The organism is Serratia aquatilis (assembly GCF_044865145.1).
Taxonomy (GTDB): Bacteria; Pseudomonadota; Gammaproteobacteria; order Enterobacterales; family Enterobacteriaceae; genus Chania; species Chania aquatilis.
This window is the reverse complement of sequence record NZ_CP173186.1, coordinates 3,054,815-3,075,167: the sequence shown is the minus strand read 5'-3', so window position 1 is coordinate 3,075,167 and position 20,353 is coordinate 3,054,815. Positions and strand designations below refer to the sequence as shown.

The 20,353-nt window shown below is 48.6% G+C and carries 22 protein-coding genes; 13 read left to right on the top strand and 9 right to left on the bottom strand.

What is annotated here, in order from left to right:
- Positions 1-29: 29 nt before the first annotated feature.
- Together SAQUA_RS13905 and SAQUA_RS13900 are read left to right on the top strand one after the other, a co-directional pair.
- On the top strand, positions 30-716 hold the full coding sequence (locus SAQUA_RS13905; protein WP_380675880.1) for a response regulator: 687 nt from the start codon (positions 30-32) through the stop codon (positions 714-716).
- Positions 717-719: 3 nt separating this feature from the next.
- Positions 720-2,039: an ATP-binding protein gene (locus SAQUA_RS13900; RefSeq protein ID WP_380675877.1), complete on the top strand. Its 1,320-nt coding sequence runs from the start codon at positions 720-722 to the stop codon at positions 2,037-2,039.
- Positions 2,040-2,222: 183 nt separating this feature from the next.
- Here the strand turns inward: SAQUA_RS13900 and speB are convergent, their stop codons facing one another.
- On the bottom strand, positions 2,223-3,182 hold the full coding sequence (gene speB, locus SAQUA_RS13895; RefSeq protein ID WP_380675875.1) for an agmatinase: 960 nt from the start codon (positions 3,180-3,182) through the stop codon (positions 2,223-2,225).
- Between the two features lie 804 nt (positions 3,183-3,986).
- Between speB and SAQUA_RS13890 the strand changes: the two genes are divergently transcribed.
- Positions 3,987-4,838 carry a PhzF family phenazine biosynthesis protein gene (locus tag SAQUA_RS13890; protein WP_380675873.1) on the top strand — a complete coding sequence of 284 codons (852 nt, stop codon included), beginning with the start codon at positions 3,987-3,989 and terminating at the stop codon, positions 4,836-4,838.
- A gap of 123 nt (positions 4,839-4,961) precedes the next feature.
- On the opposite strand, the gene SAQUA_RS13885 is transcribed toward SAQUA_RS13890, so the two are convergent.
- The 6 genes from SAQUA_RS13885 to SAQUA_RS13860 form a co-directional block, all read right to left on the bottom strand.
- On the bottom strand, positions 4,962-5,822 hold the full coding sequence (locus SAQUA_RS13885) for a ribokinase (RefSeq protein WP_380675871.1): 861 nt from the start codon (positions 5,820-5,822) through the stop codon (positions 4,962-4,964).
- A gap of 1 nt (position 5,823) precedes the next feature.
- Positions 5,824-6,681 carry a MurR/RpiR family transcriptional regulator gene (locus SAQUA_RS13880; protein ID WP_380675869.1) on the bottom strand — a complete coding sequence of 286 codons (858 nt, stop codon included), beginning with the start codon at positions 6,679-6,681 and terminating at the stop codon, positions 5,824-5,826.
- Entirely contained in the window at positions 6,681-7,652 is a 972-nt protein-coding gene (locus SAQUA_RS13875; protein ID WP_380675867.1) for an ABC transporter permease, read from the bottom strand. The genes SAQUA_RS13880 and SAQUA_RS13875 overlap by 1 nt, the downstream gene beginning before the upstream one ends.
- 41 nt (positions 7,653-7,693) lie before the next feature.
- On the bottom strand, positions 7,694-9,187 hold the full coding sequence (locus tag SAQUA_RS13870; RefSeq protein ID WP_380675865.1) for a sugar ABC transporter ATP-binding protein: 1,494 nt from the start codon (positions 9,185-9,187) through the stop codon (positions 7,694-7,696).
- Between the two features lie 19 nt (positions 9,188-9,206).
- Entirely contained in the window at positions 9,207-10,247 is a 1,041-nt protein-coding gene (locus SAQUA_RS13865) for a substrate-binding domain-containing protein (RefSeq protein WP_380675863.1), read from the bottom strand.
- Between the two features lie 62 nt (positions 10,248-10,309).
- A complete protein-coding gene (locus tag SAQUA_RS13860) occupies positions 10,310-11,290 on the bottom strand; it encodes a TIM barrel protein (RefSeq protein ID WP_380675861.1) in 981 nt (326 codons plus the stop codon).
- Positions 11,291-11,791: 501 nt separating this feature from the next.
- Between SAQUA_RS13860 and SAQUA_RS13855 the strand changes: the two genes are divergently transcribed.
- Positions 11,792-12,412: a DUF2913 family protein gene (locus SAQUA_RS13855; RefSeq protein ID WP_380675859.1), complete on the top strand. Its 621-nt coding sequence runs from the start codon at positions 11,792-11,794 to the stop codon at positions 12,410-12,412.
- 56 nt (positions 12,413-12,468) lie between these two features.
- Here the strand turns inward: SAQUA_RS13855 and SAQUA_RS13850 are convergent, their stop codons facing one another.
- Positions 12,469-13,068, bottom strand: a complete 600-nt coding sequence (locus tag SAQUA_RS13850) for a GNAT family N-acetyltransferase (RefSeq protein ID WP_380675857.1) — start codon at positions 13,066-13,068, stop codon at positions 12,469-12,471.
- 113 nt (positions 13,069-13,181) lie between these two features.
- Positions 13,182-13,640 carry a hypothetical protein gene (locus tag SAQUA_RS13845; protein WP_380675855.1) on the bottom strand — a complete coding sequence of 153 codons (459 nt, stop codon included), beginning with the start codon at positions 13,638-13,640 and terminating at the stop codon, positions 13,182-13,184.
- A gap of 195 nt (positions 13,641-13,835) precedes the next feature.
- Here SAQUA_RS13845 and SAQUA_RS13840 point away from each other — a divergent pair, with 195 nt between their 5' ends.
- From SAQUA_RS13840 to SAQUA_RS13800, 9 genes are all read left to right on the top strand, one after another.
- Complete coding sequence (locus SAQUA_RS13840; RefSeq protein ID WP_380675853.1) at positions 13,836-14,174, top strand: hypothetical protein; 339 nt, start codon at positions 13,836-13,838, stop codon at positions 14,172-14,174.
- Positions 14,175-14,216: 42 nt separating this feature from the next.
- Positions 14,217-14,351 carry a hypothetical protein gene (locus tag SAQUA_RS13835; protein ID WP_380675851.1) on the top strand — a complete coding sequence of 45 codons (135 nt, stop codon included), beginning with the start codon at positions 14,217-14,219 and terminating at the stop codon, positions 14,349-14,351.
- A 464-nt stretch (positions 14,352-14,815) separates the two neighbouring features.
- Positions 14,816-15,148 carry a transposase gene (locus tag SAQUA_RS13830; RefSeq protein WP_380675849.1) on the top strand — a complete coding sequence of 111 codons (333 nt, stop codon included), beginning with the start codon at positions 14,816-14,818 and terminating at the stop codon, positions 15,146-15,148.
- Positions 15,149-15,309: 161 nt separating this feature from the next.
- Positions 15,310-16,650 (top strand): IS110 family transposase, encoded by a 1,341-nt coding sequence (locus SAQUA_RS13825; RefSeq protein WP_380675847.1) that lies wholly within the window; start codon positions 15,310-15,312, stop codon positions 16,648-16,650.
- Entirely contained in the window at positions 16,553-17,548 is a 996-nt protein-coding gene (locus tag SAQUA_RS13820; RefSeq protein WP_380675845.1) for an IS3 family transposase, read from the top strand. The genes SAQUA_RS13825 and SAQUA_RS13820 overlap by 98 nt, the downstream gene beginning before the upstream one ends.
- A complete protein-coding gene (locus SAQUA_RS13815; RefSeq protein ID WP_380675843.1) occupies positions 17,532-18,134 on the top strand; it encodes a class I SAM-dependent methyltransferase in 603 nt (200 codons plus the stop codon). Before SAQUA_RS13820 ends, SAQUA_RS13815 begins: the two co-directional genes overlap by 17 nt.
- Positions 18,135-18,571: 437 nt before the next feature.
- Positions 18,572-19,717, top strand: a complete 1,146-nt coding sequence (locus SAQUA_RS13810) for a transglutaminase domain-containing protein (RefSeq protein ID WP_380676036.1) — start codon at positions 18,572-18,574, stop codon at positions 19,715-19,717.
- The gene (locus tag SAQUA_RS13805) at positions 19,695-20,051 is read left to right on the top strand and encodes a mercuric transporter MerT family protein (protein WP_380675840.1); all 357 of its coding nucleotides are present in this window, start codon (positions 19,695-19,697) and stop codon (positions 20,049-20,051) included. Before SAQUA_RS13810 ends, SAQUA_RS13805 begins: the two co-directional genes overlap by 23 nt.
- The gene (locus SAQUA_RS13800) at positions 20,051-20,341 is read left to right on the top strand and encodes a heavy-metal-associated domain-containing protein (protein ID WP_380675838.1); all 291 of its coding nucleotides are present in this window, start codon (positions 20,051-20,053) and stop codon (positions 20,339-20,341) included. Before SAQUA_RS13805 ends, SAQUA_RS13800 begins: the two co-directional genes overlap by 1 nt.
- Positions 20,342-20,353: the final 12 nt, after the last annotated feature.

The following is a 20,353-nucleotide window of genomic DNA, read 5'->3' as shown; positions in this document are numbered from 1 at the left end:
CAAGGCTTAAGACGATAGGGATTATGACAATGTATAAAGTAATGTTAGTAGAAGATGATCACCGCTTAGCTTCCCTGATCGATGAGTACCTCTCTGACTATGAATTTAACGTCAGCATTGTTAGCCGCGGAGATACGGCTTTATCCTTTTTTAATAAAATCCTGCCAGATATTGTGATCCTCGATTTAATGTTACCCGGCCTGGATGGCATGGCGGTATGCCGGCAAATAAGTAATGTAAGTAATGTGCCAATTATAATTGTGACTGCACGTGAGGACAGTTTTGATGAGGTTTTGGGGCTAGAGCAGGGGGCAGATGATTATGTCAACAAACCGGTTAAGCCCCGTATTTTATTAGCCCGACTGCGAGCATTACTGCGGCGAGGGAGAATGGAAAAGCTCCAGATTAGCGAAGAGTTGACTATCGGTAAGCTGTCTATTTCTAAGCGAAATCGGCAGGTTTTCTGGCGAGGATTGCCGGTTGAACTCAGTAATTCTGAATATAAGCTGTTGCTGACGTTGATCGAATCTGCCGGTAGCGTACTGTCACGCGATGATTTGCTTAAAAAAATACGCGGGATTGAATTTGATGGCATGGACCGCAGTATCGATAATAATATTTCGCGCTTGAGGCGTAAGCTTGATGATGACAGCGCCCAGAAAATTAAAACCATCTGGGGCGAGGGTTATCTATTTAGCCCTTCGGCATGGGATTAAATTATGTGGCGCTTATTAATCCGTATTTTCCCAGTAGTTTTTATTTCTATGTTGTCGGCAATAGTCGTAGTGATTTGTATTTTATATTATTCTTTCGACAATTGGCTAGTGAGGGAGTCGTTAGATTATAATAAAAGCCATGTTTTTTTACTGAAGGAGTATCTGTCAAAAAGTCAGAGCCAACAAGAGCTACAACAGCGTTTTAAAAATTATCAGCAGCAACATTTTGGTACTACTTATATTATTCCGATTGATGGCCTGACAATGCTTTCACCGGAGATGAAACAGCGGTTACTTGATGGTGAAACCGTCTCGCAGCTTAGAACGAATTATTTGTCGTGGATATATCCAGTGCTCTATTTTAGGCTCGGAGATTCAGATAAGGCTATTTTTATTGATTCTGTAAAGTCTCTTGAAAACCCAGATGACGTCAACGTAATTATTTATGGTTCTATTCTGTTGGTATTTCTATTCTTTCTTTCACTCTGGTCATCTTTTCATTGGGCAGAACTTAAAAAATTGATACGGGCGACAGAGCAGATAACCCAAGGGGACTTTTCTGCGCGAGCCAAGGTAAATAAGTACGCGAGTACGTACCTTGTGGCATATAAAGTTAATCAAATGGCGGCTTACATTGAGCGATTAATCAACGGTCAACGTGATTTGATTCATTCCGTTTCTCATGAGTTAAGAAGCCCGATTGCCAGGCTCAGTTTTGGTATGGAATTATTGCAGAAAATAAGTCAAAAAATCGACCAAAATGATCAACTGAGGCCCAGAATCAGTGAGTTGGATAGGGATGTTACTGAGCTCAACGATTTGGTTAATGAACTGCTTCAGCTTGCCACCGTTGGGCAGCAATATCTGACTAATTTTCAGCGGTTTGATTTAGGTGCTATGCTACACGACAGTTTAAAAATATTGAAGAACAGCCGTCACGCTGGATATATTACAACCTCATGGCCGGCTGAGCTAGGTGACTATAACGGTGATGAGCATCTTCTGGAACGGGTGGTTACTAACGTTCTGCACAATGCAGATAAATATGCAGTACAGCGTATTAGCCTATCGGCGAAAAAACTGCCTAATGGCGACTATGAAATTGTGATTGAAGATGACGGCCCCGGAATAGCAGTTGAAGAACGGGAGCGTATCTTTGAGCCATTCTATCGGCTAGAAAATATTTGGGATAAGAAAATCAGTGGTTACGGCCTAGGATTATCTATCGTTCACAAAATAGTTCTGGTTCATCACGGCAGCGTCGATATTGAAACCTCAACGCTGGGAGGGGCTAAGTTTATTATCCGGTTGCCAACGCTGTAGGGGAGCAGGGACGACTAAAGGAAGGGGATATTAACATTATTGGGTGCACCGAGTTGGCATCCATTTCATTTGTATCAGCAGGAGGCTTAGCCCTATCAACGCTGCGCAGGTCCCCACTATCGGTATATAAACAAGGCCAGCACAGTTGATGGCCATATTTGCAACAGCACTATACTTTTAGCATCAGCATTGTTTAGGCATTAATTTATGCCGCCAGGCATAAAGGCACACCATCTCCATGGCTAGAGTAGCTCCGACCAAAGACGTCATTTCTGCATGATCGTAAGGCGGTGATACTTCGACGAGGTCCATTCCAACAATGTTAATCCCGCGCAAAGCACGTAAGACCTCTAGCGCCTGAAAGCTGGTTAACCCCCCTGCGACTGGAGTTCCGGTACCTGGCGCATAAGCAGGATCAAGACAATCGATATCAAAAGTCAGGTAGACAGGATGTTCACCGACCCGATCAAGAATAAGTTTTGCAATATATTCTGCTGAGTGGCGATGTACCTTGCGAACGTCAACTACTTCAAATCCCATCGTCTCATCGTTTGTCGTACGGATACCAAGTTGGATAGAACGAGAGGGGTCAATAATACCTTCACGCGCCGCGTGATAGAACATCGTCCCGTGCTCAACACGTTTGACATCAGGGTCTGGCCAGGTGTCGCTGTGCGCATCAAAATGAACAAGTGAAAGTGGACCATGGATTTTTGCATGGGCTTTTAGTAACGGATAACTAATAAAATGGTCTCCGCCCAACGTTAGCATGCCGCAACCGTGTCTGAGTATGTTGTCAGCATGAGCCTCGATGGCGGCAGGGATTGTTTCCGGCAGACCGATGTCGAATAAACAATCACCATAATCCACTGCAGCCAACAATTCGAAAGGATCAAACTCCCAGGGCCAGTGTCGCGCCCAGGCAATACCACTTGAAGCAGTGCGTATCCCTCTTGGACCAAAACGAGTCCCAGGGCGATGCGTTGCCGCAGCATCAAAAGGCACTCCGCTGATAACTAAGTCAACATCGCGCAGATCCCTGCTGTAGCGTCGCCTCATAAAACTCAGGATACCTGCGTAGGTCGGCTCGATATGCGTTCCGTAGAGACTCTGGTGATTAAACGACTGCTCGTTGTCATTCATTTTCCTTTATCACCTCTTCCGTGTAGTTAATTATCAATTTTCGATAATAGCGAGGAAACTTACAATAATCGAAAAATATGCATAATAAATAATGCTAACTTTGATCTTACCCACGAACTATGGATACACGACAAAGCGAGGTTAAAGTTTTCAAACTGTACTGGGCTGAGGCCTTCACAAGCACTATGACAACACCTGAAAAGTCTGCAACACGGTGATGCACAGCATAAGCCATGTTTAGCGGGACAAATATGCACTCAGTACAGCCGACTAAAACTGAAACTCATGCCCGTTGCATTCCTAGATGCAGGTCTAACGTATCAGAGGCAACTACAGGTGTGTATAATTACCGTATCCCAACATAAAAACCACTTGAATTATTAATGGGATATCAGTAAATCAAAGGGGGTAAAGAAATGTACATATCTTCCCATTTCTTTGCGGATTAAATGCATGTTTTGTCGTTTTTTGCGTTGTCGATGCTAGGCTGTGTCCCTCAATTGCCCGTGGTGCCGTCGCAGACCCAAAAGCCCGTTATCAAGGCGGAGGGTGAAGGGCAGAGTGGCCCTCTGTTCAAGCCCGACTTTACTTCGAACGGGCTTTTGGGGCGCGACCCTTCGGGCTGGGGCCATTTGCGCGCATTGCGGCGTTGTTCGCCGCTTATTTGGTCCACCAAACCTCGCGGCTCACGCCTTGCCCTGCGCGCAAATGACCGCCAGCGGCGCTCACGTGCAATTGAGGGACACAGCCTAATCCTTGGAGTGAATAATCACTCTTTCACAAAATATAATTAACGAGTGTGTTATGGCTAAAACAGTTGCTTTCAAGCAGGTTGATGTTTTTTCCCAATTGCCTTTTAGCGGCAATCCGTTGGCAGTTATTCTGGATGCTGATGGATTAAGCGGTGACGAGATGGCTGCCATCGCCCGCTGGACGAATTTATCTGAAACTGCCTTTGTGTTAGCCCCTACAGATAAACATGCCGACTATCGGGTGCGTATCTTTACCGTTGAAGGTGAGTTGCCGTTTGCCGGTCATCCCACGTTAGGTACCGCACATGCGCTGCTGGAAGCCGGGCTTGTACCACAAGCGTCGAATCAAATCGTACAAGAGTGTGGTGTCGGTCTGGTCACGATCAAGATCGAGTCTCAAGGAACGCTGGCGTTTATGGCACCAGAGGCGGTTCTTACGCCGTTTGACGATGCACTACTCGGAACTGTGTTTGACCAAGAGGTATTGGATACTGAACAGGTGGTAACTATCGCCGATATGGGGATTCGTTGGTTGTTGGTACCGATGAAATCGGCGGAAGCTGTGCTGAAATTTAAACCCAATGTTAACGCCTTAGAACGTTTACTGAAACACGCGCAGGTGAATGGTCTGATGCCTTTTGGGCCACATAACGATGGCGATGAGCAATTCGAAGTTCGCGGTTTGATGGTCGAACATGGGGCTCTTACGGAAGATCCTGTCACCGGCAGCGCTAATGCGTGTCTGGCACAGTATTTCGCTTCGCGCGGTTGCGTGGAGGATTATCACGTTCGTCAAGGTACCGCAATTCAACGCTATGGCCGTGTAACGATCCAGTATCGTGAAGAGGGTATTTGGATTGGCGGTCAGACGTTAACCGTTATTAACGGCACTATTAATCTTTAACAGCGGCATAGATTAACGAAGTGACTATCTTCAGCCGTTTATAGCCTGTAGCGATATACCGAAGAACGGCCCCAATAACAGCAAATGCGTCGGGGCCGTTCTTCAGATGGGAGTAGTGGGCGTTCAGGTGCGGCGCGAAACATGCGCAGCGGCGGCTTGGTTGGCGTTTGCCACGGCCTGAGCTAAAGGCTGCCCTTGAAGTAATGAGGTGCAGAGCATGCCCATAAAGCAGTCCCCGGCGCCATGGGTACTGATCAGCTCAACTTTCTGAGCAGGTAAGGATTGGCTGTTGTTGCCTGCTTCACAAAAGGCCACGCCGTGTTCACCTGCGGTGACCACCACGGCTTTAAAACTGCCGCTCAGGACTTCTGATGCCTGACAGGCCTGCTGCAGAGCGTTGACTGTAATACCACTCAGATCCCGCGCTTCAACCGCGTTGACTACCAGCAGATCGATGCAGGCTTGTAACGGAGCGCACAGATCGCGTGCCGGAGCCGCATTCAGGCATACCAGTGCGCCATGCTTTTTAGCCGCTGTTGCCGCTTGCAGGTTGATCTCTTCGGGCACTTCATTTTGCATTAACAGCATACTAACGTCTTGCCACAGGCTCGCCTGTGCGAACTGCTGTGGGTCAATACAGTTATTGGCGTTGGAGACCACGACGGCACCATAGTCACCCTCGGCATCCATAATCGCGACGCTCATGCCGGAGGGTGCCGAAGTGGAGACTAAAACTTGCTCGGTATCAACGCCGTTTTCCTGCAACACGGAGAGCAGAAACTTGCCTGGCTCATCGTTACCTACTGCGCCAACGAAGCTGACCTGTGCTCCGGCTTGGGCAGCAGAAACCGCCTGATTACCGCCTTTGCCACCAAATTTATAAGAGCAATGGCTGCCGATCACCGTTTCGCCCTTTTCTGGCCGGTGGTGTGCCTGAAGCATAATGTCATAATGAAGACTGCCAGTGACTAGGATCTTGCTCATGCTAATATTCTCTTAAATCACGGACCGCCTGCTGGGTTTTCATCAGATTCTTTTCAGCTTTTTTCAAATCTTTTTGCGCAATTGCCACGAACAGAGCATCCAGTATATTAAGTTGCGCAATGCGTGCCGCTGCGTTTTCCCCAAGCAAATGCGAGCCCTGTGAGGTTGAATTAAGAACCACGTGCGCATTACGCGCAATGGGCGATTCGGAATAGTTGGTAATGGCAATCACTTTGGCACCGTTGCGCGCAGCCAGCTTGATAGGATCGTTGACTGCGCGGGTAGCGCCGGAATGGCTGATTGCTATTACTGCATCATCATCCGATAAGATCGCTGCAGACATCAGCATGGTATGGGCATCATCGTACACTGAGGTTTTAACCCCTATTTTTAGCAGTTTATGCGACAGATCGCGTGCGACAGTGGCAGAACCGCCAACGGCATAGAGATCGATGTGCCTGGACTTAAACAGAATATCTGCAGCGCGGTTGAATTCAGAAACGTCCAGAATAGAAATGGTTTCTTCTATTGCCTGAATAGAAGTTCTGAATACCTTTTCCAGTAATTGTTCCGATGAGTCATCAGGTTCAATTTCTGCATGCAAGCTAGCTACTTCAGAATAATTATAATAAATCAGACTACTTCTGAATTCGCGGAACCCAGAGAAGTTGAGTTTTTTTGCCAGCTTAACCACCATGCCTTCCGAAACTTTATTTTCCAGCGCAATTTCTTTTAAAGATGTTTGCTCAGATAAATCGGTTTTAGAAGTAATCGAGTCCACTACTTTTCTTTCCAGTGGCGTCAGTTGTGGTAATCTCATGCGAATTTGAGCGCCTATTGCTCGCGGATCCTGCTTCATTACTTGCCTCGTGTCGCCCGGTCAATCAACATCGCTATGATAATAATAAGGCCTGTTGCAAGCAATTGATAAAAAGCCTGAATATTAAGAAGCGTCAATCCGTTACGTAACGAGCCAAGAATGATGGCACCGATCAGCGTACCAATAACGCTACCCTTACCCCCCATCAGCGAAGCGCCACCAATGGCAGCAGCGGCGATAGCGTCAAGCTCCCACAGGTTGCCCATGGTCGGTTCAGCGGCACCCAGGCGGCCAATCAGGATTAGAGAGGCCAGTGAGGCCAACACGCCTGAAATAACAAAGACGGTCACTTTGGTTCTTTTCACTGGCACACCGGCCACGCGAGCTGCTTCTTCGTTGCCACCCACCGCAAGAATGTACTCACCCAGTGGGGTTTTGTTCATTACTACCCAGAGGATAATGGCGATAGTGACCACAATAACGATTGGGCCAGGTATGCCGAATATCTCGCTATTGATGAAGCTGCGGAACTCAGTAGGGATGCCAAAAATTGGATTGCCGTTGGTAAAGATCAGCGCCATTGCCCGGAACAGCGAGAGCCCGCCAAGGGTAACAATGAAGGGCTGCAGCCCTGCGTAGGCCACCAGCGATCCGCTGAAGACCCCACATAATGCGCCAACCCCCAAGGTTGCCATCACTGCCAGCGGTACAGGAACCCCCGCTACCATTAGGGTGGCTCCCAGAATGGCGGATAGTGCGGCGGTTGGGCCGACCGAAAGGTCGATACCGCCGGAGATAATCACCAGTGTCATGCCCAGGGCGATAATTCCATTGATTGAAGATTGCTGCAAAATATTCAACATATTAGGCAGCGTGAAGAAGACTGGAGAAAGCAGCGAAAAGGTAACAACAATAATCAGTAAACCAATAAGCGTACCCGCATCACGCAGATTAAACTTGAGTAGTTTTGAAGGCGGTACTTTAGGCTGAGTATTACCCTGTGTCATCATAATAATTACCCTAATGATAAATGTAAGTTACAGAAGCTGTTTTAATTTAGATCGCTAATCGCATAACGAGCGATATTCTCTTCTGTAATATCGTCGCCTTTAAGTTCCATAGTTACTTTCCCTTCGCGCATCACCAGTACCCGATCAGAGATACGAATAATTTCTGGCATTTCGGAGGAGACCACAACAATAGCTTTTCCCTGTTTGGCTAATTTCTCAATTAAATTATAGATTTCAGATTTGGCACCTATATCGATCCCCCTGGTGGGTTCATCAAACAGAAAGACTTTGTTATCTGCGGCAACCCAGCGGCCAATAATCACTTTTTGCTGATTCCCACCGCTTAAGGTACCAATGGTTTTTTCTATATTCAGCGGGCGCAGGTTTAAGTCGGTCATCACTTCTTGGGCCAACTGGTTTAATTTCTTGGTTTTTAATAGCCCATAGCGGGTGAAATTGCTCATGGAGGGGAGCGCCATGTTCATTTTCACTGCTCGCTCTTTGATAATTCCCTCTTTCTTACGATCTTCCGGCACCAGTCCAATCCCTGCCCGAATGGCGGATCTGACATTGAGGTTTTTTACTGCTACCCCCTCAACCAACACCTGGCCGCAGCTCTTGGTATCAATACCGGCGATCAGTTTCAGCAATTCGGTGCGCCCGGCACCAACCAGACCGGCAATCCCCAGCACTTCTCCTGCCTGTACGCAGAAACTCGCCGGCAGGACAACCTTGTCGCGCCCAAGCCCTTCCACACGCAGGATCTCTTTATCGGTGATGAATGACTGGTGTTGTACTTTCTCAATCTTGCGGCCCACCATTTTGGTGACGATGGTTTCTTCTGTCTCGTCACAGATATTGACCACGCCGACCTGTTTACCGTCGCGCAAAATAGTGGCGCGGTCGCAAACTTTAAAGATTTCATTCATTTTATGTGAGACATAAATCAGTGAGACGTTCATCGATTTAAGATCGGCGATCAACTCTGCGAGCCGCTCAAACTCACGCGGCGTCAGGCTTGACGTTGGCTCGTCCATGGCAATGATTTTTGCATCGTCAAGTAATGCCCTGGCAATTTCCACAATTTGCTGCTGTGACACTTTCAGATTCTTGATCGGTTCATTGGGATCAATGGTGGGGTCAAGACGCCGAAGGATCGCTTTAGCCCGGGCATATTGGGCCTTTTTATCCACAAATAACCCGTTGCAATGTGTCAAAGGGCGCCCAAGAAACATATTCTGTGCTACGGAGAGTTCAGGAACATGCTGTAGTTCCTGATGGATCATAGCGATACCTGCCTGGCGAGCAGAAAGCGGGTTTTTCATCTGAATCACCTGCCCATCCACTTTGATTTCGCCAGAGTCCGCCGCGCGTACCCCAGAGAGAATATTCAACAATGTCGATTTTCCAGCACCGTTTTCCCCGATCAGAGCGTGGACTTCACCATGTCTTACCGAAAAATCTACATCCTGGATCGCGATTGCATTGCCGTAGGTTTTATTGATGCTACTCATCGTCAAACAAAACTGTTCCATAAACCCTCCGCAGACTGGCCTATTGCTGTGCCAGCAACTGGCGCAGTTTCTCATTATCTTTGGTTAAGAAAGCCTCGGCATTTTCTTTGGTGATCAGGGCTTGCGGCGTAGCGACCACGCGTGAAATCTTCTGCCCGTCGATCAGGCGCAGCATGACTTCCATTGCCACTTCACCAGTCAGCACCGGAAAACTGTCTACCGTACCGGTCAACTCACCGCGTTTGATGGAAGCGTAGGCATCAGAGATCCCATCGGTACCAAATACCGCTACCTGCTTGGATTTACCCTGTGCGTGTACCGCTTCCACAACCCCGAGTGCCATGCCGTCATTGTTGGCATAGAAACCCACTAAATCAGGGTGTTGCTGCAAAATGGTAGCGGCGGCGTTGTAGGCATTTTCACGGCTCCAGTTGGCGGGCACACTGGCAACAATAGAGAACTTTCCGTTGGCCCCCAGGGTTTCTTTGAATCCTTTGGTGCGCTGTGTAGCAGCATAAACACCAGCCTGGCCTTCAATAACCGCGACTTTTCCGCCTTCAGGGTGATGCTTGATAAACCAGTTGGCGACCCGCACGCCGTTGTCTTTCTGCACGTTGCCGACATAATGGGCGGCACTTGGCATCACGGCGTCATTAACGTTAACCACCGGGATGCTCTTGCTTTTGGCCACTTCATAAGCGGGCTGCAAGTTGGCATCCGTTTGCGGTGAAACCAGCAAGCCGTTAAAGTCTTGAGAGATTAATGTTTCCGCGATGGATAGCTGGCCCAACTGATCGTCTTCATTCGCTGCGGCCTGATAGGCTACGGAGAAGCCGTACTTTTTAGCGGTGTTTTGATAGCCTTCGCCAAGGGAGCGCCAATATTCATTGGTCAGCGTTTTGGAGACGCCGCCAATTTTCAATTTACTGTCCACTGCGGGCATCGGGCCATATTTAGCCGTTAGCTCGGTCCAGTCGGTCCGATCCGGCTCGGTATCTGACTGCAGCGGCGGTAGGTCGGCAGCATAAACGCTGGTGCAAAACAGGGCAGAGGCGAATACAGAGAGTAAGTGCTTTTTCATCTTCTATCCTTGGTGCTGTTAGTTATTATTAGAGACACCCATTGGGTGCCGGGTTACTGGCGCTATTTCGCCAGCATAATGTCGTTAACAATTTGCTGTGAAGCGACTGCATCCTGCCTGCTGATGGCATCCATCAATGCTGGATTGTTGTCGAGCTTTTTACACAGTGTCAGTAAGCGGGTTACTGTCGCGATGTTGGTTTCGGCTTCGCGCACCGGATCCAAGCCACTGGCGTCAGGGAAAGTGTCGAAATAGTAAGCGCCTTTATAACCATCCCGCTGCATCTGCCAGAGGAATTCCAGCGTTGCCCGTGGGTTAACCGAAGCGGCCATCAGGCCATCATCACGTTTTCCCCAACCATCGTTCAGATCCAGACCCAGCAGGCGTGAACGGCGGGCAACCATAGCTGCGGCATAGGCAGGGATCTCGTTGGCGTAAAGCACATGCGCGAAATCGAGAGTAATACCCAGATTTGCACAACCCGCTTCCTCTACCGCCAACAGGCAGGTGGTGACGTTCGGGAAAATACTGTAGGCACGCGGTTCGTTGGGTTTGTATTCAATGCTGACATCAATATCCGGCGCGTACTCTGCGATTTCCCTAACCGCGCCGACGGCGTCTTCCCACATTTTTTTGTAATCTGCTTGGAAGCAGTAATCAAAGCCATCCTGCCCCATCCACAATGTCATTAAACTGGCACCAAATTCACGGCCTGCGTCAATACCGCGCTTGGTTAATTCGATCGCTTGACGGCGGATCTTGGCATCAGGGTTAGTGAACGCACCGATCTTGAATTCTGGCGCATCCCAGCGCATTTGCATGCCATTTACTGCCAGACCCACATCTTCGATTTTCTGACGTAGGGTTTTCACGTCTTCATTGATGTGCTGGGGGTAGTTTAAGTCCAGATGAGTCAATCCCTTGACCGTTCCTGCACGCTCAATCATTTGCAGGACTGAGGGTTTGCCTTTCAATTCTGGCCAGTAGCGATTGGCACCTGAGGCAAAAGAGTTCAAACGTGTGGCAAATTTAAGTTCCGACATGAGGTGTCCTTCGTCAACGGTTCTGTAATGTACTTTCCTTCTTTACGATAATTTGTAAAGTGGTATTCTAATATCATTGACGACAGGTGGCTGCAAGCTGAGCTTCCGTTTGATTGATCACTTTGCGAGGTTATTCACGAAATTTCCGTGTGGGTAAACGTGTTTTGCAGTAAAGCGGTTAAGCCAAGATGACTCTTTAGACGGAGTAGGGCGGTTACATGCGATTCAGTGGGCAACAGAGAGAGTTTTTCTCGGTAAATGTGCTGTAAAAACGTCGTTGTGTGATCCACGTCTCTTTTTGCTTCTGACAATCACAGTTTAATGAAACCATGAATTATTTAAATTGAAACACTGTTTTATTTTATGAAATAAAGTGGACAATAACAGGTACAGGCGCATTTTGGGGCGTGCAAACTTACTGGGAAGTTGCTCTCGGTTGAGGGACTTCTGTAGGGGTATTGGTAGCTTCAACCACGATGGTTAATTTCTACGGTATTTGCCATGACAGATATTGATAATAAAAACAGTGAATTGGCTCACTTTGCATTTTGTGCTCAAGTTGCATTAAAGTTCGCGGAACAAGAGGGGAAAATCAGTTCATTGTTAGACGAACACTTGTTCTTGTTACGCTGGCTGGTTACTGCACAAAAGCAAAAACGTTTTTCCAAGCAAGTTGCGCCAGAAATAGCCTGGCTGATTTCGCGTGGGCGCAAATTAGGCCTGCAGAGCAGACTCCATGAGCGGGTACGACATTTGTACCTTTCATGGGTAGACCCTATCAACCAGCAACCGGACTTGCATCGGATCACCTATATTATCGAGGCATTGAAAAATGCGGGCTGGCGTTATTATGTTCTGACTCCAGAGGAGTGGCTCACGGGGGAAGTGCCTTCGCGTGTCAAAGGAATCAATGTGCTTATGGTGGAGATGAACCACCTTACCAGCGTCTTTTGTAAGGAAGGTTCACAGCTGGAACCTCTTGAGATCAGAGTATTGGGTGATCTACAGGTCTTTGGCATATTGTTGTTGGAACAAAAATTCCACGTTTTTCAGGTTCTCGAGAAAACCACTTATGCCCGCCTGTATATCAGTATCGATGAGAAGATCCCTGAGGTGGCCTAGGCGGTGTCCATTAACTGCAGGTGAGCGGCTTGGCCCGAAAAGCGAGTTCGGGCAGCTTAGCGTGCTATCTTCAACTGTAGCATGGCCTTAACATCCGGCCATTCGCTGGCGATGATGCTGTAACGCACCGAATTGCGTAGGCGGCCATCCGGCATGATGCGCTCGTTACGGACAATACCCTCCTGTTTGGCACCAATACGCAGGATCGCCGCCCTGGATTTTTCGTTCAGTTCGTCGGTGGTTAACTGCACACGCACCATTTGCATGACTTCAAAGGCATAGGAAAGCAGAAGATATTTGGCTTCTGTGTTAATCCCAGAGCGCTGTGCTGAGGCGGAAAGCCATGTATGACCGATTTCAAGTTTTCTATTGGTTGCGTCGATTTTCCAGAAACGCGTACTGCCAACAATCCGCCCACTATCACGCGCAACAATGATAAAAGGCATCACGCTGCCAGCCTGTTGTCCCACCAAGGCGGTTGCAATGTATTGATCTATGCCGGCAGCACCTGGCACTACCGTTAACTTCAAATCCCACAATTGGCCATCTGCAGCCGCGTTCAGTAAAGCGGACGCATGTTCTTGCTGCATAGGCTGTAATTCAACGATTTGGCCGATCAGTGTCGGTGGTATAAGTGGCAAACAGTGAACGTTCATCGAGGAGTGATATCCATATCAGCAGGGAATTGAGTGACCAATCGCGAAGTCACAATCACCTTAAGTATGCAGGGGATTACTGTCTCACCCTTTATTAAATCGGGCAACCTGTGTTACTTGGCGCTAATGATCCCTTTGGTGCCTGCATCGCTGTCCACCCAGACATCCTCACCTTTGAGGCGACGATCCCCTTGAATGGTATAGGTGATGAAGCCATCACGAAACACCAGTGCACCATCGGATTTCTTTGCTTTGACTTTTTTGCCATTGACCCAAGCGTGGTCCTTAGCATCAATGCGTATCGTTGCTACCGTCGTACCAGTTTGCGGGAAAGTGGCAACCCACTCACCGGTATAGGGGCTGTTAGTTGCTGTAGTTTCCGTGGTGGGTAATGTACCAAAGCCATTTTTAGCGTTCTCGGCTTTGGTTTTGTGAATATCACACCCTTGAGACTCGCTCACCTGGGTACAACCAGAGCGCTCTAGCTGTTGGGCGTATTTCGCGTTAATTGCGTGTGCTGGGGAAATGGCAAATAGAATGAGTGTCGCAACAAAAGCCGCATTTTTTGACATTTTATCTCTCCAAAAATGAATCGTTCGACTGCGGCAGTAAAATGAATGAGGTCTCAATGACTGACCGCAAAAAATACGAGTCAATTAACATATTTCAATTTAGCACCCAGTAACGATATGTACCAATCCACCTGCAGCGGCGCTCGCGCACAGTTATGGGACACAGCCTAAAGTATCCACACTTAATCCGGCAGCATGCAATATCGTCCTGGTACGGTGCCAGGCCTCACACTGATGTGCGTTGCACTGGTCGCGGTAGGCGGCGGTATTGGACTCGGCTGGCCGCATTTGCTCACACAGGTGATCACCATCGCGCCTGACGGGCAGAAAGACCTGGCATCGACTTCGATTACCACCGTGCAGTTGTATGCGACAGCCATTGGTGCTGCACTGGCGGGTATCGTAGCGAATCTGGCCGGATTCTCTGATCCAGGTGGTTTGGCAGGGGCGCAGCAAGCTGCCTTGTGGGTGTTTGCCGTCTTTGCCATTGCTCCGTTACTGGCCACACTGGTCGCGCGCCGTGTGCGTCTCTAATAAGCACCGCGCGCTTTTTCTCTCCTCGCCATGGTAAATAATGTGCCGGCATTCACCGTGACGCTGGGTACCGTGGGCCGTACCATAAGCATGGCACTGTTCCAGCAGGAACCACAGGTGAACACGCCGTTGCTGCGCCGAGCCACGACTCGGGCACGACGAAACGCACTCAAGTAATCTATCGGCAGAAACAATTTTGTACCAACTGAAGCGATTTCTGATGATGGCCCCAGCCCGAAGGGTCGCGCCCCAAAAGCCCGTTCGCAGTAAAGTCGGGCTTGAACAGAGGGCCACTCTGCCATTCACCCTCCGCCTTGATAACGGGCTTTTGGGTCTGCGACGGCACCACGGGCAATTGAGGGACACAGCCTAGTGCAGAGGAGAAGAGCTAGGCAGACAGTTGGAATGTGATAAAGTTGTTAAACAAATAATCGGCCTTTATTACCATAACTGAACGATAAGTAGAGGGAACTATGGAAAGTCCGCACCAAAAGCTTGCCTTGCAATTGCGATGCCCAGAGGGGGAGGAGGGTAGAGTATTAGGTAATGTAATGAATTTGCGCAATCTGCCGGTGATTGATCTGGCCTAATAATCGGTGACACCGACTTAAGAGGATATAATCCTTGAAACGGAGGTGCATATGACCAGAACAACACGTAGAAATTACAGTAAAGAATTCAAGATTGAAGCCGCCAAACTCGTTTGTGAGCAGGGCTTTTCATGTGTCGAAGTGGCTCGTCAGCTGAATGTCGCTGACCAGAATATCAGCCGCTGGGTGACGGCTTACGAGCAATCCCTGCAAACGGAGCGCCTGGGTGAAAGGCCCCGCAGCGAGCTGGAGGCTGAATTACGCCGCCTTCGTGCTGAGAATGAAGAACTCAAACAGCAGAAGGACATCCTAAAAAACTGTCCATGGGTTAAACCCCGCCCTGAGTCTCAGAAACTCCCCGGAAAAGTTGGCAGGCTAATTTAGCGAAGGAAGCAGCCGTCGGCCTTTTGGTGGTATGACCCCGTAAAAAAACATGGTTCAGGGACTGTGGCGGATCCGACAGTGGTGACTTTGATCCCGTTCAGGAAGGTGATTTCTCCGTCGTCCCCTCCTTCGTTCATCGAAAAATGAGCAAGGAGATTTCCATGAAAAAATCCTTCCGAATGTCTATTATCCATCCTCATGCTGCTGGCGTTGATATTGGCGCTGAATTCCACGTTGTCGCCGTACCACCGGATGCTGACGCCGCGCCGGTCAGAACTTTTCAAAGTTTCACAGGCGACCTTCATCGGATGTCCGATTGGCTCAAAACCTGTCACATTACGACCATTGCCATGGAGTCCACAGGCGTTTACTGGTTGCCTGCTTTTGAGATCCTTGAAGCTGCGGGTTTCAATGTGATCCTTGTTAATGCCAGAGACGCAAAAAATGTTCCCGGTCGCAAGACTGATGTCAATGACGCACAGTGGCTGCAGAAGCTGCATTCATTTGGCCTTCTCCGGGCCAGTTTCAGACCTGAACACGACATTTCCGTACTCAGGTCTTATTTGAGACAACGGGAACGCCTGACTGAATACCGGGCTGCGCATATCCAGCATATGCAGAAGGCGTTGATGCAGATGAATGTTCAATTGCATCATGCCGTATCGGATATTACTGGCGTTACCGGTCTTTCAATCGTCAGAGCTATTGTCAGTGGTGAGCGCGATCCTTCAGTATTGATCCAGTATCGTGATGTCAGATGTAAAAAGACGCCAGAGGTTCTTCAACAGGCACTGACAGGGAACTGGCAGCCTGAACATCTTTTTGCACTTGAACAGTCGGTGGCATTTTTCGATTTTTACCAGGAAAAGATCCGCGAGTGTGATGATCAAATCGAAACTTCATTATTGCAGCTCAGTACCGGAATCAAAGAGCCTGAAGGAGCATTGCCTTCCGCCAGACACCGTACAAAGCAACCCAATCAACTGGCCTTTGATGTCAGACCGTTACTCTGGAAAATTACCGGGGCAGATCTGACACAGATACATGGGTTTGGACCTTATCTGGCATTAAAATTCGTTGCCGAATGCGGTACTGACATGAATCGATGGCCGGATGCGAGCCATTTTACCTCGTGGCTGTGCTTGTCCCCGGGGAATAAGATCTCCGGTGGAAAAGTACTGTCCTCGAAAACACGGCGTTCATCCAGTCGAATTGCTGCTGCACTAAGACTGGCAGCCACAACAATTGGCCGGAGCGATACCGCGCTGGGTGCTTTTTATCGTCGATTATCATCCCGTATCGGGAAAGCAAAAGCAGTCACTGCAACGGCAAGAAAACTGGCAATACTGTTCTACAATGCCCTTAAATATGGTCAGAAATATGTCGATCCTGGCGCGGATTATTATGAAGAGCGCTACCGTAATCGCGTACTCGACGGGCTTAAACGAAGAGCAAAATCACTGGGTTACTCTCTCCAGCAAGATCCTGAGTTATGCGTGTGAACCGGGAGTTTCTCAGGAAGGCCACGGCCTTCTTTGCAAAAGAACAACGCTGAGGTTCGCGTTTATTAATGAGCATCGCCGGTTCTGGCCGGTGGCGCTGCTTTGCCGAACCATGACGGTGAGCCGTAACGGATTTTATCGTTGGTTAAAGGCAAAAGACCGCCCGGATACCTCATTAAATGCTGAACGGGATGCCCACGCTTTAGCCTGCTGGAAAGCCAGTCGCGGAAGCCTTGGAAGCCGGGCATTAAGTAGCGTGTTGCGTAAAGAAGGCTTTAACCTGGGACGTTACGCAACTCGTAACCTAATGAAAAAGCTTGGGTTATCAGGCCATCAGCGCAGACACAGATATGTTGTTGCTAAAGAGATTAACGCCGCTGTGCCTAACCATCTTGACAGGGAGTTTAACGTTGAGGCACCGAACAGAAAATGGGTGACGGATATTACCTATATCCCGACACGTCAGGGCTGGTGCTATCTGGCCGCCGTTGTCGATCTTTACTCGCGCAAGGTCGTGGGCTGGGACGTCGCTAAAACGATGACGGCGGAGTTAGCGCTAAGCCCACTGCGCATGGCAAAAATGTGGCGGCAGCCGAAGGGCAAAGTGCTGGTTCATTCTGATCAGGGTAGCCAATATACCTGTGCGGCATGGCGGCAATATGCTGAAGATAATGATATCGAACTGAGTCAGAGTCGGCGCGGAAACTGCTGGGACAATGCCGTGATAGAGCGCTTTTTTGGCAGCCTAAAATCAGAGTGGGTAAAAGACCGCTGTTATGAGGATGTCGAAAGCGCAAAGCGTGACGTTAATAAATACATCATTGAATACTACAATATGTGGCGACCTCATACCCACCTTGGTGGTCTTTCACCAAACGAATATGAAGTCGCCACTTAATGGGGTGTCAACTTTTACTAGACCAGATCAGATATTGCATGGCATCAATAGCCTCTCTTTGGCTGAGGGGGATCACCTCCTCGAATTGGGTTATGGAAATGGCGGGTTACTCGGATACATTCTGTCCATAGCTGAAAATCTACGATATACCGGATTGGAGGTTTCGCCGTTAATGCATCAGGAGGCGCTCGCATTTAATCATGCTTATATTCGGGCTGGTTGGGCGAATTATCTTATGTATGATGGTGTTGTACTCCCCTCGGAGGACGCAATTTTTGATAAAGTATTAACAGTTAACACCATTTATTTTTGGCGTGAGCCTGAGGTATTGCTAAAAGATATTAGTCGAGTGCTAAAAGTTGGCGGCCATTTTTGTGTCACCTTCTGTGAAAAAGCCTTTATGGAAAAACTACCTTTTATCGAGCACGGATTTCAACTTTATAACGCACAAGACGTTAACAGATTAATATATGGCTTGCCGTTAAAACTGATTTATGAAGATCGTAAAAAAGATAAAAGTATCAGTAAAACCGGCGAGATAGTGGATCGGGAGTTCATCAGTATGGTTTTTGAACGAATCGAGTAATCCTGCAATCACCGCTCGTAGGGCGGTGATGGGTGCGTATTTTAGGCTGTGTCCCTCAATTGCACGCGAGCGCCCCAAAAGCCCGTTCGAAGTAAAGTCGGGCTTGAACAGAGGGCCACTCTGCCCTTCACCCTCCGCCTTGATAACGGGCTTTTGGGTCTGCGACGGCACCTTGGGCAATTGAGAGACACAGCCTAGTATAAAAACGCCAATTCATGCCGCAAAAGGCTGTCCGTATCGCTTGGCCAGATACGAACGTTAAGGTAATTTAAGTTTGTGCGAATAGTTTCCTGTTTAACGAATATTTCCCCTCTAATCCTGCGGCCTTTCCCTCTGAAAAGTGAGTTGTTTTGTACTGCCAGGATGCATATTATCTTCACGCCCTTTTGGCGGTAGGGAGGTCTTTGGTGTTGGCTGATAATAAAAAAGGAAATATGATGAAAAGGCGTAATTTTCTCAAAGGTGCTGCTGCATTATCCTCTTTTGGATTGATCAATCCGGTCTTGGCGGAGTCGCAAAAAACTGCAATCTCGGCGTCGACCTGTGTAGATAGCAGAAGACGTTTTGTGATGACCCAAACGTATCGATTAAAAGCGCCCGCAGGTTCCGAAGGCAAGGCTAATTTATGGATCCCTGTGCCAGAAGACACCGCCTTTCAGCAACTGAAGAATATTTCCTTTTCTGGTAACTATCAGCAGGCCTATCTAACGGCTAATAACAGTTATGCCGCCAAAACGTTGTTTGCATCTTGGCCGGATTCGAAAGGCCCAATGGAGCTAAAGGTGGAGATGCTGATTGAAACCTTGGATTGGGAACCGTTAAAGAGCAACCAACTGTCTGAATGGCGTCTCCCGGATACTGAGCTGGTTTTCCCCGCAACGGTACAGCCTTACCTTAACGCCACTCCCCACATCCCGGTTGATGGTCTGGTGAAAGAAACGGCGCTGAAGATTATTGGTAATGAGAAATCACCTTTGCAGCAAGCAGGGTTAATCCATAACTGGGTGAGAACCCATATGCATCGTGACGATTCGGTTATTGGCTGTGGAAGCGGTGATGTGGGCCAGATACTTAAAACGGGTAATCTGGGCGGCAAATGTACCGATATTAATTCCGTGTTTGTTGCCTTGTGCCGCTCCTGCGGGATCCCGGCACGTGAAATGTTCGGTATCCGCCTAGGGGCCTCCCGCAAGCTGGAAAACTATTCGAAGAAGGCATTCGGTAGCGCTGATGAACATGGCGTTGCGAAAGTCAGCGGTGGGCAGCACTGCCGTGCCATGTTCTGGCTGGCGGGTTTCGGCTGGTTGCCAGCCGATCCGGCCGACGTCACCAAAATGCGTTTAACTGAGAAAAAAGAAACCGGCGATCCGGCGGTTGAGGCTGTCAGCGATTATCTGTTTGGTAATTGGGAGATGAACTGGGTTGGTTTTAACTACGCCCGTGACTTTGCCCTTTCGCCAGTAGCGGAGCAGGGGGATCTCAATAACTTCGGTTATCCCTATGCCGAAGTGGATGGCGATCCGTTAAACTTTTACGATCCGGCTGAGTTTAGCTACGAATATGTCTCCGTCGAACAGCGTTAAGGGAACCTTGGCGACGTTGCTGGCGGCTCTGTTTGCAGCCGCAGCATCGACTCTCTGCTGCCTTGGCCCGCTGTTATATCTGGTGTTTGGCATTTCAGCGGCCGGATTGACTGGGATACCGGCGTTGTCTTGGCTGCAGTTCCCGATGATAGTTTTATCTGTCGGGTTGATGCTAAGAGGGTTCTGGCGGCTTTATTTGTCGCCGCGTCCTGTCTGCGTCAATGTCGTCAGCCGTCGTGCATTACTCTGGCTTTACTGGCTATCGGTGCCGTTACTGGTGGTGATAATGTCTTATCCGTATGTATTACCCTGGTTTTGGGAGTGGATGGAATAATGAAGAAACGTTTTTTTCTGATGATGGCTCTGGTGTTAATCACGCCGCGTATATGGGCTGAAAACAAAAAAGTAACCATAGATATCAAAGAAATGACCTGTTCACTCTGCGTTATCTCCATCAATAAAGCGCTGCGTTCTACTGATGGCGTCCTTAAGGCAAAAGCCTCGTTGAAAACGCATCAGGCAGAGGTGATAGTGCCGCAGGAGTTCGATAATCAGGTATTGCTGACGGCGATTTCTCGTACCGGATATACAGGGGAAATTCAGGACGTCACTTCGGTACCGTAAGGTGACATTAAT

Excerpts from the sequence above, each read along its gene's own strand:
- SAQUA_RS13875 (WP_380675867.1), bottom strand. The coding sequence starts at position 7,652 with ATGATGACACAGGGTAATACTCAGCCTAAAGTACCGCCTTCAAAACTA.
- SAQUA_RS13850 (WP_380675857.1), bottom strand. The coding sequence starts at position 13,068 with ATGAACGTTCACTGTTTGCCACTTATACCACCGACACTGATCGGCCAA.
- SAQUA_RS13900 (WP_380675877.1), top strand. The coding sequence starts at position 720 with ATGTGGCGCTTATTAATCCGTATTTTCCCAGTAGTTTTTATTTCTATG.
- SAQUA_RS13905 (WP_380675880.1), top strand. The coding sequence starts at position 30 with ATGTATAAAGTAATGTTAGTAGAAGATGATCACCGCTTAGCTTCCCTG.
- SAQUA_RS13855 (WP_380675859.1), top strand. The coding sequence starts at position 11,792 with ATGACAGATATTGATAATAAAAACAGTGAATTGGCTCACTTTGCATTT.
- SAQUA_RS13830 (WP_380675849.1), top strand. The coding sequence starts at position 14,816 with ATGACCAGAACAACACGTAGAAATTACAGTAAAGAATTCAAGATTGAA.
- SAQUA_RS13860 (WP_380675861.1), bottom strand. The coding sequence starts at position 11,290 with ATGTCGGAACTTAAATTTGCCACACGTTTGAACTCTTTTGCCTCAGGT.
- SAQUA_RS13890 (WP_380675873.1), top strand. The coding sequence starts at position 3,987 with ATGGCTAAAACAGTTGCTTTCAAGCAGGTTGATGTTTTTTCCCAATTG.
- SAQUA_RS13810 (WP_380676036.1), top strand. The coding sequence starts at position 18,572 with ATGAAAAGGCGTAATTTTCTCAAAGGTGCTGCTGCATTATCCTCTTTT.
- SAQUA_RS13870 (WP_380675865.1), bottom strand. The coding sequence starts at position 9,187 with ATGGAACAGTTTTGTTTGACGATGAGTAGCATCAATAAAACCTACGGC.
- SAQUA_RS13845 (WP_380675855.1), bottom strand. The coding sequence starts at position 13,640 with ATGTCAAAAAATGCGGCTTTTGTTGCGACACTCATTCTATTTGCCATT.
- SAQUA_RS13805 (WP_380675840.1), top strand. The coding sequence starts at position 19,695 with ATGTCTCCGTCGAACAGCGTTAAGGGAACCTTGGCGACGTTGCTGGCG.
- SAQUA_RS13820 (WP_380675845.1), top strand. The coding sequence starts at position 16,553 with ATGAAGAGCGCTACCGTAATCGCGTACTCGACGGGCTTAAACGAAGAG.
- SAQUA_RS13880 (WP_380675869.1), bottom strand. The coding sequence starts at position 6,681 with ATGAAGCAGGATCCGCGAGCAATAGGCGCTCAAATTCGCATGAGATTA.
- SAQUA_RS13865 (WP_380675863.1), bottom strand. The coding sequence starts at position 10,247 with ATGAAAAAGCACTTACTCTCTGTATTCGCCTCTGCCCTGTTTTGCACC.
- SAQUA_RS13840 (WP_380675853.1), top strand. The coding sequence starts at position 13,836 with ATGCAATATCGTCCTGGTACGGTGCCAGGCCTCACACTGATGTGCGTT.
- SAQUA_RS13815 (WP_380675843.1), top strand. The coding sequence starts at position 17,532 with ATGAAGTCGCCACTTAATGGGGTGTCAACTTTTACTAGACCAGATCAG.
- SAQUA_RS13825 (WP_380675847.1), top strand. The coding sequence starts at position 15,310 with ATGAAAAAATCCTTCCGAATGTCTATTATCCATCCTCATGCTGCTGGC.
- speB (WP_380675875.1), bottom strand. The coding sequence starts at position 3,182 with ATGAATGACAACGAGCAGTCGTTTAATCACCAGAGTCTCTACGGAACG.
- SAQUA_RS13800 (WP_380675838.1), top strand. The coding sequence starts at position 20,051 with ATGAAGAAACGTTTTTTTCTGATGATGGCTCTGGTGTTAATCACGCCG.
- SAQUA_RS13885 (WP_380675871.1), bottom strand. The coding sequence starts at position 5,822 with ATGAGCAAGATCCTAGTCACTGGCAGTCTTCATTATGACATTATGCTT.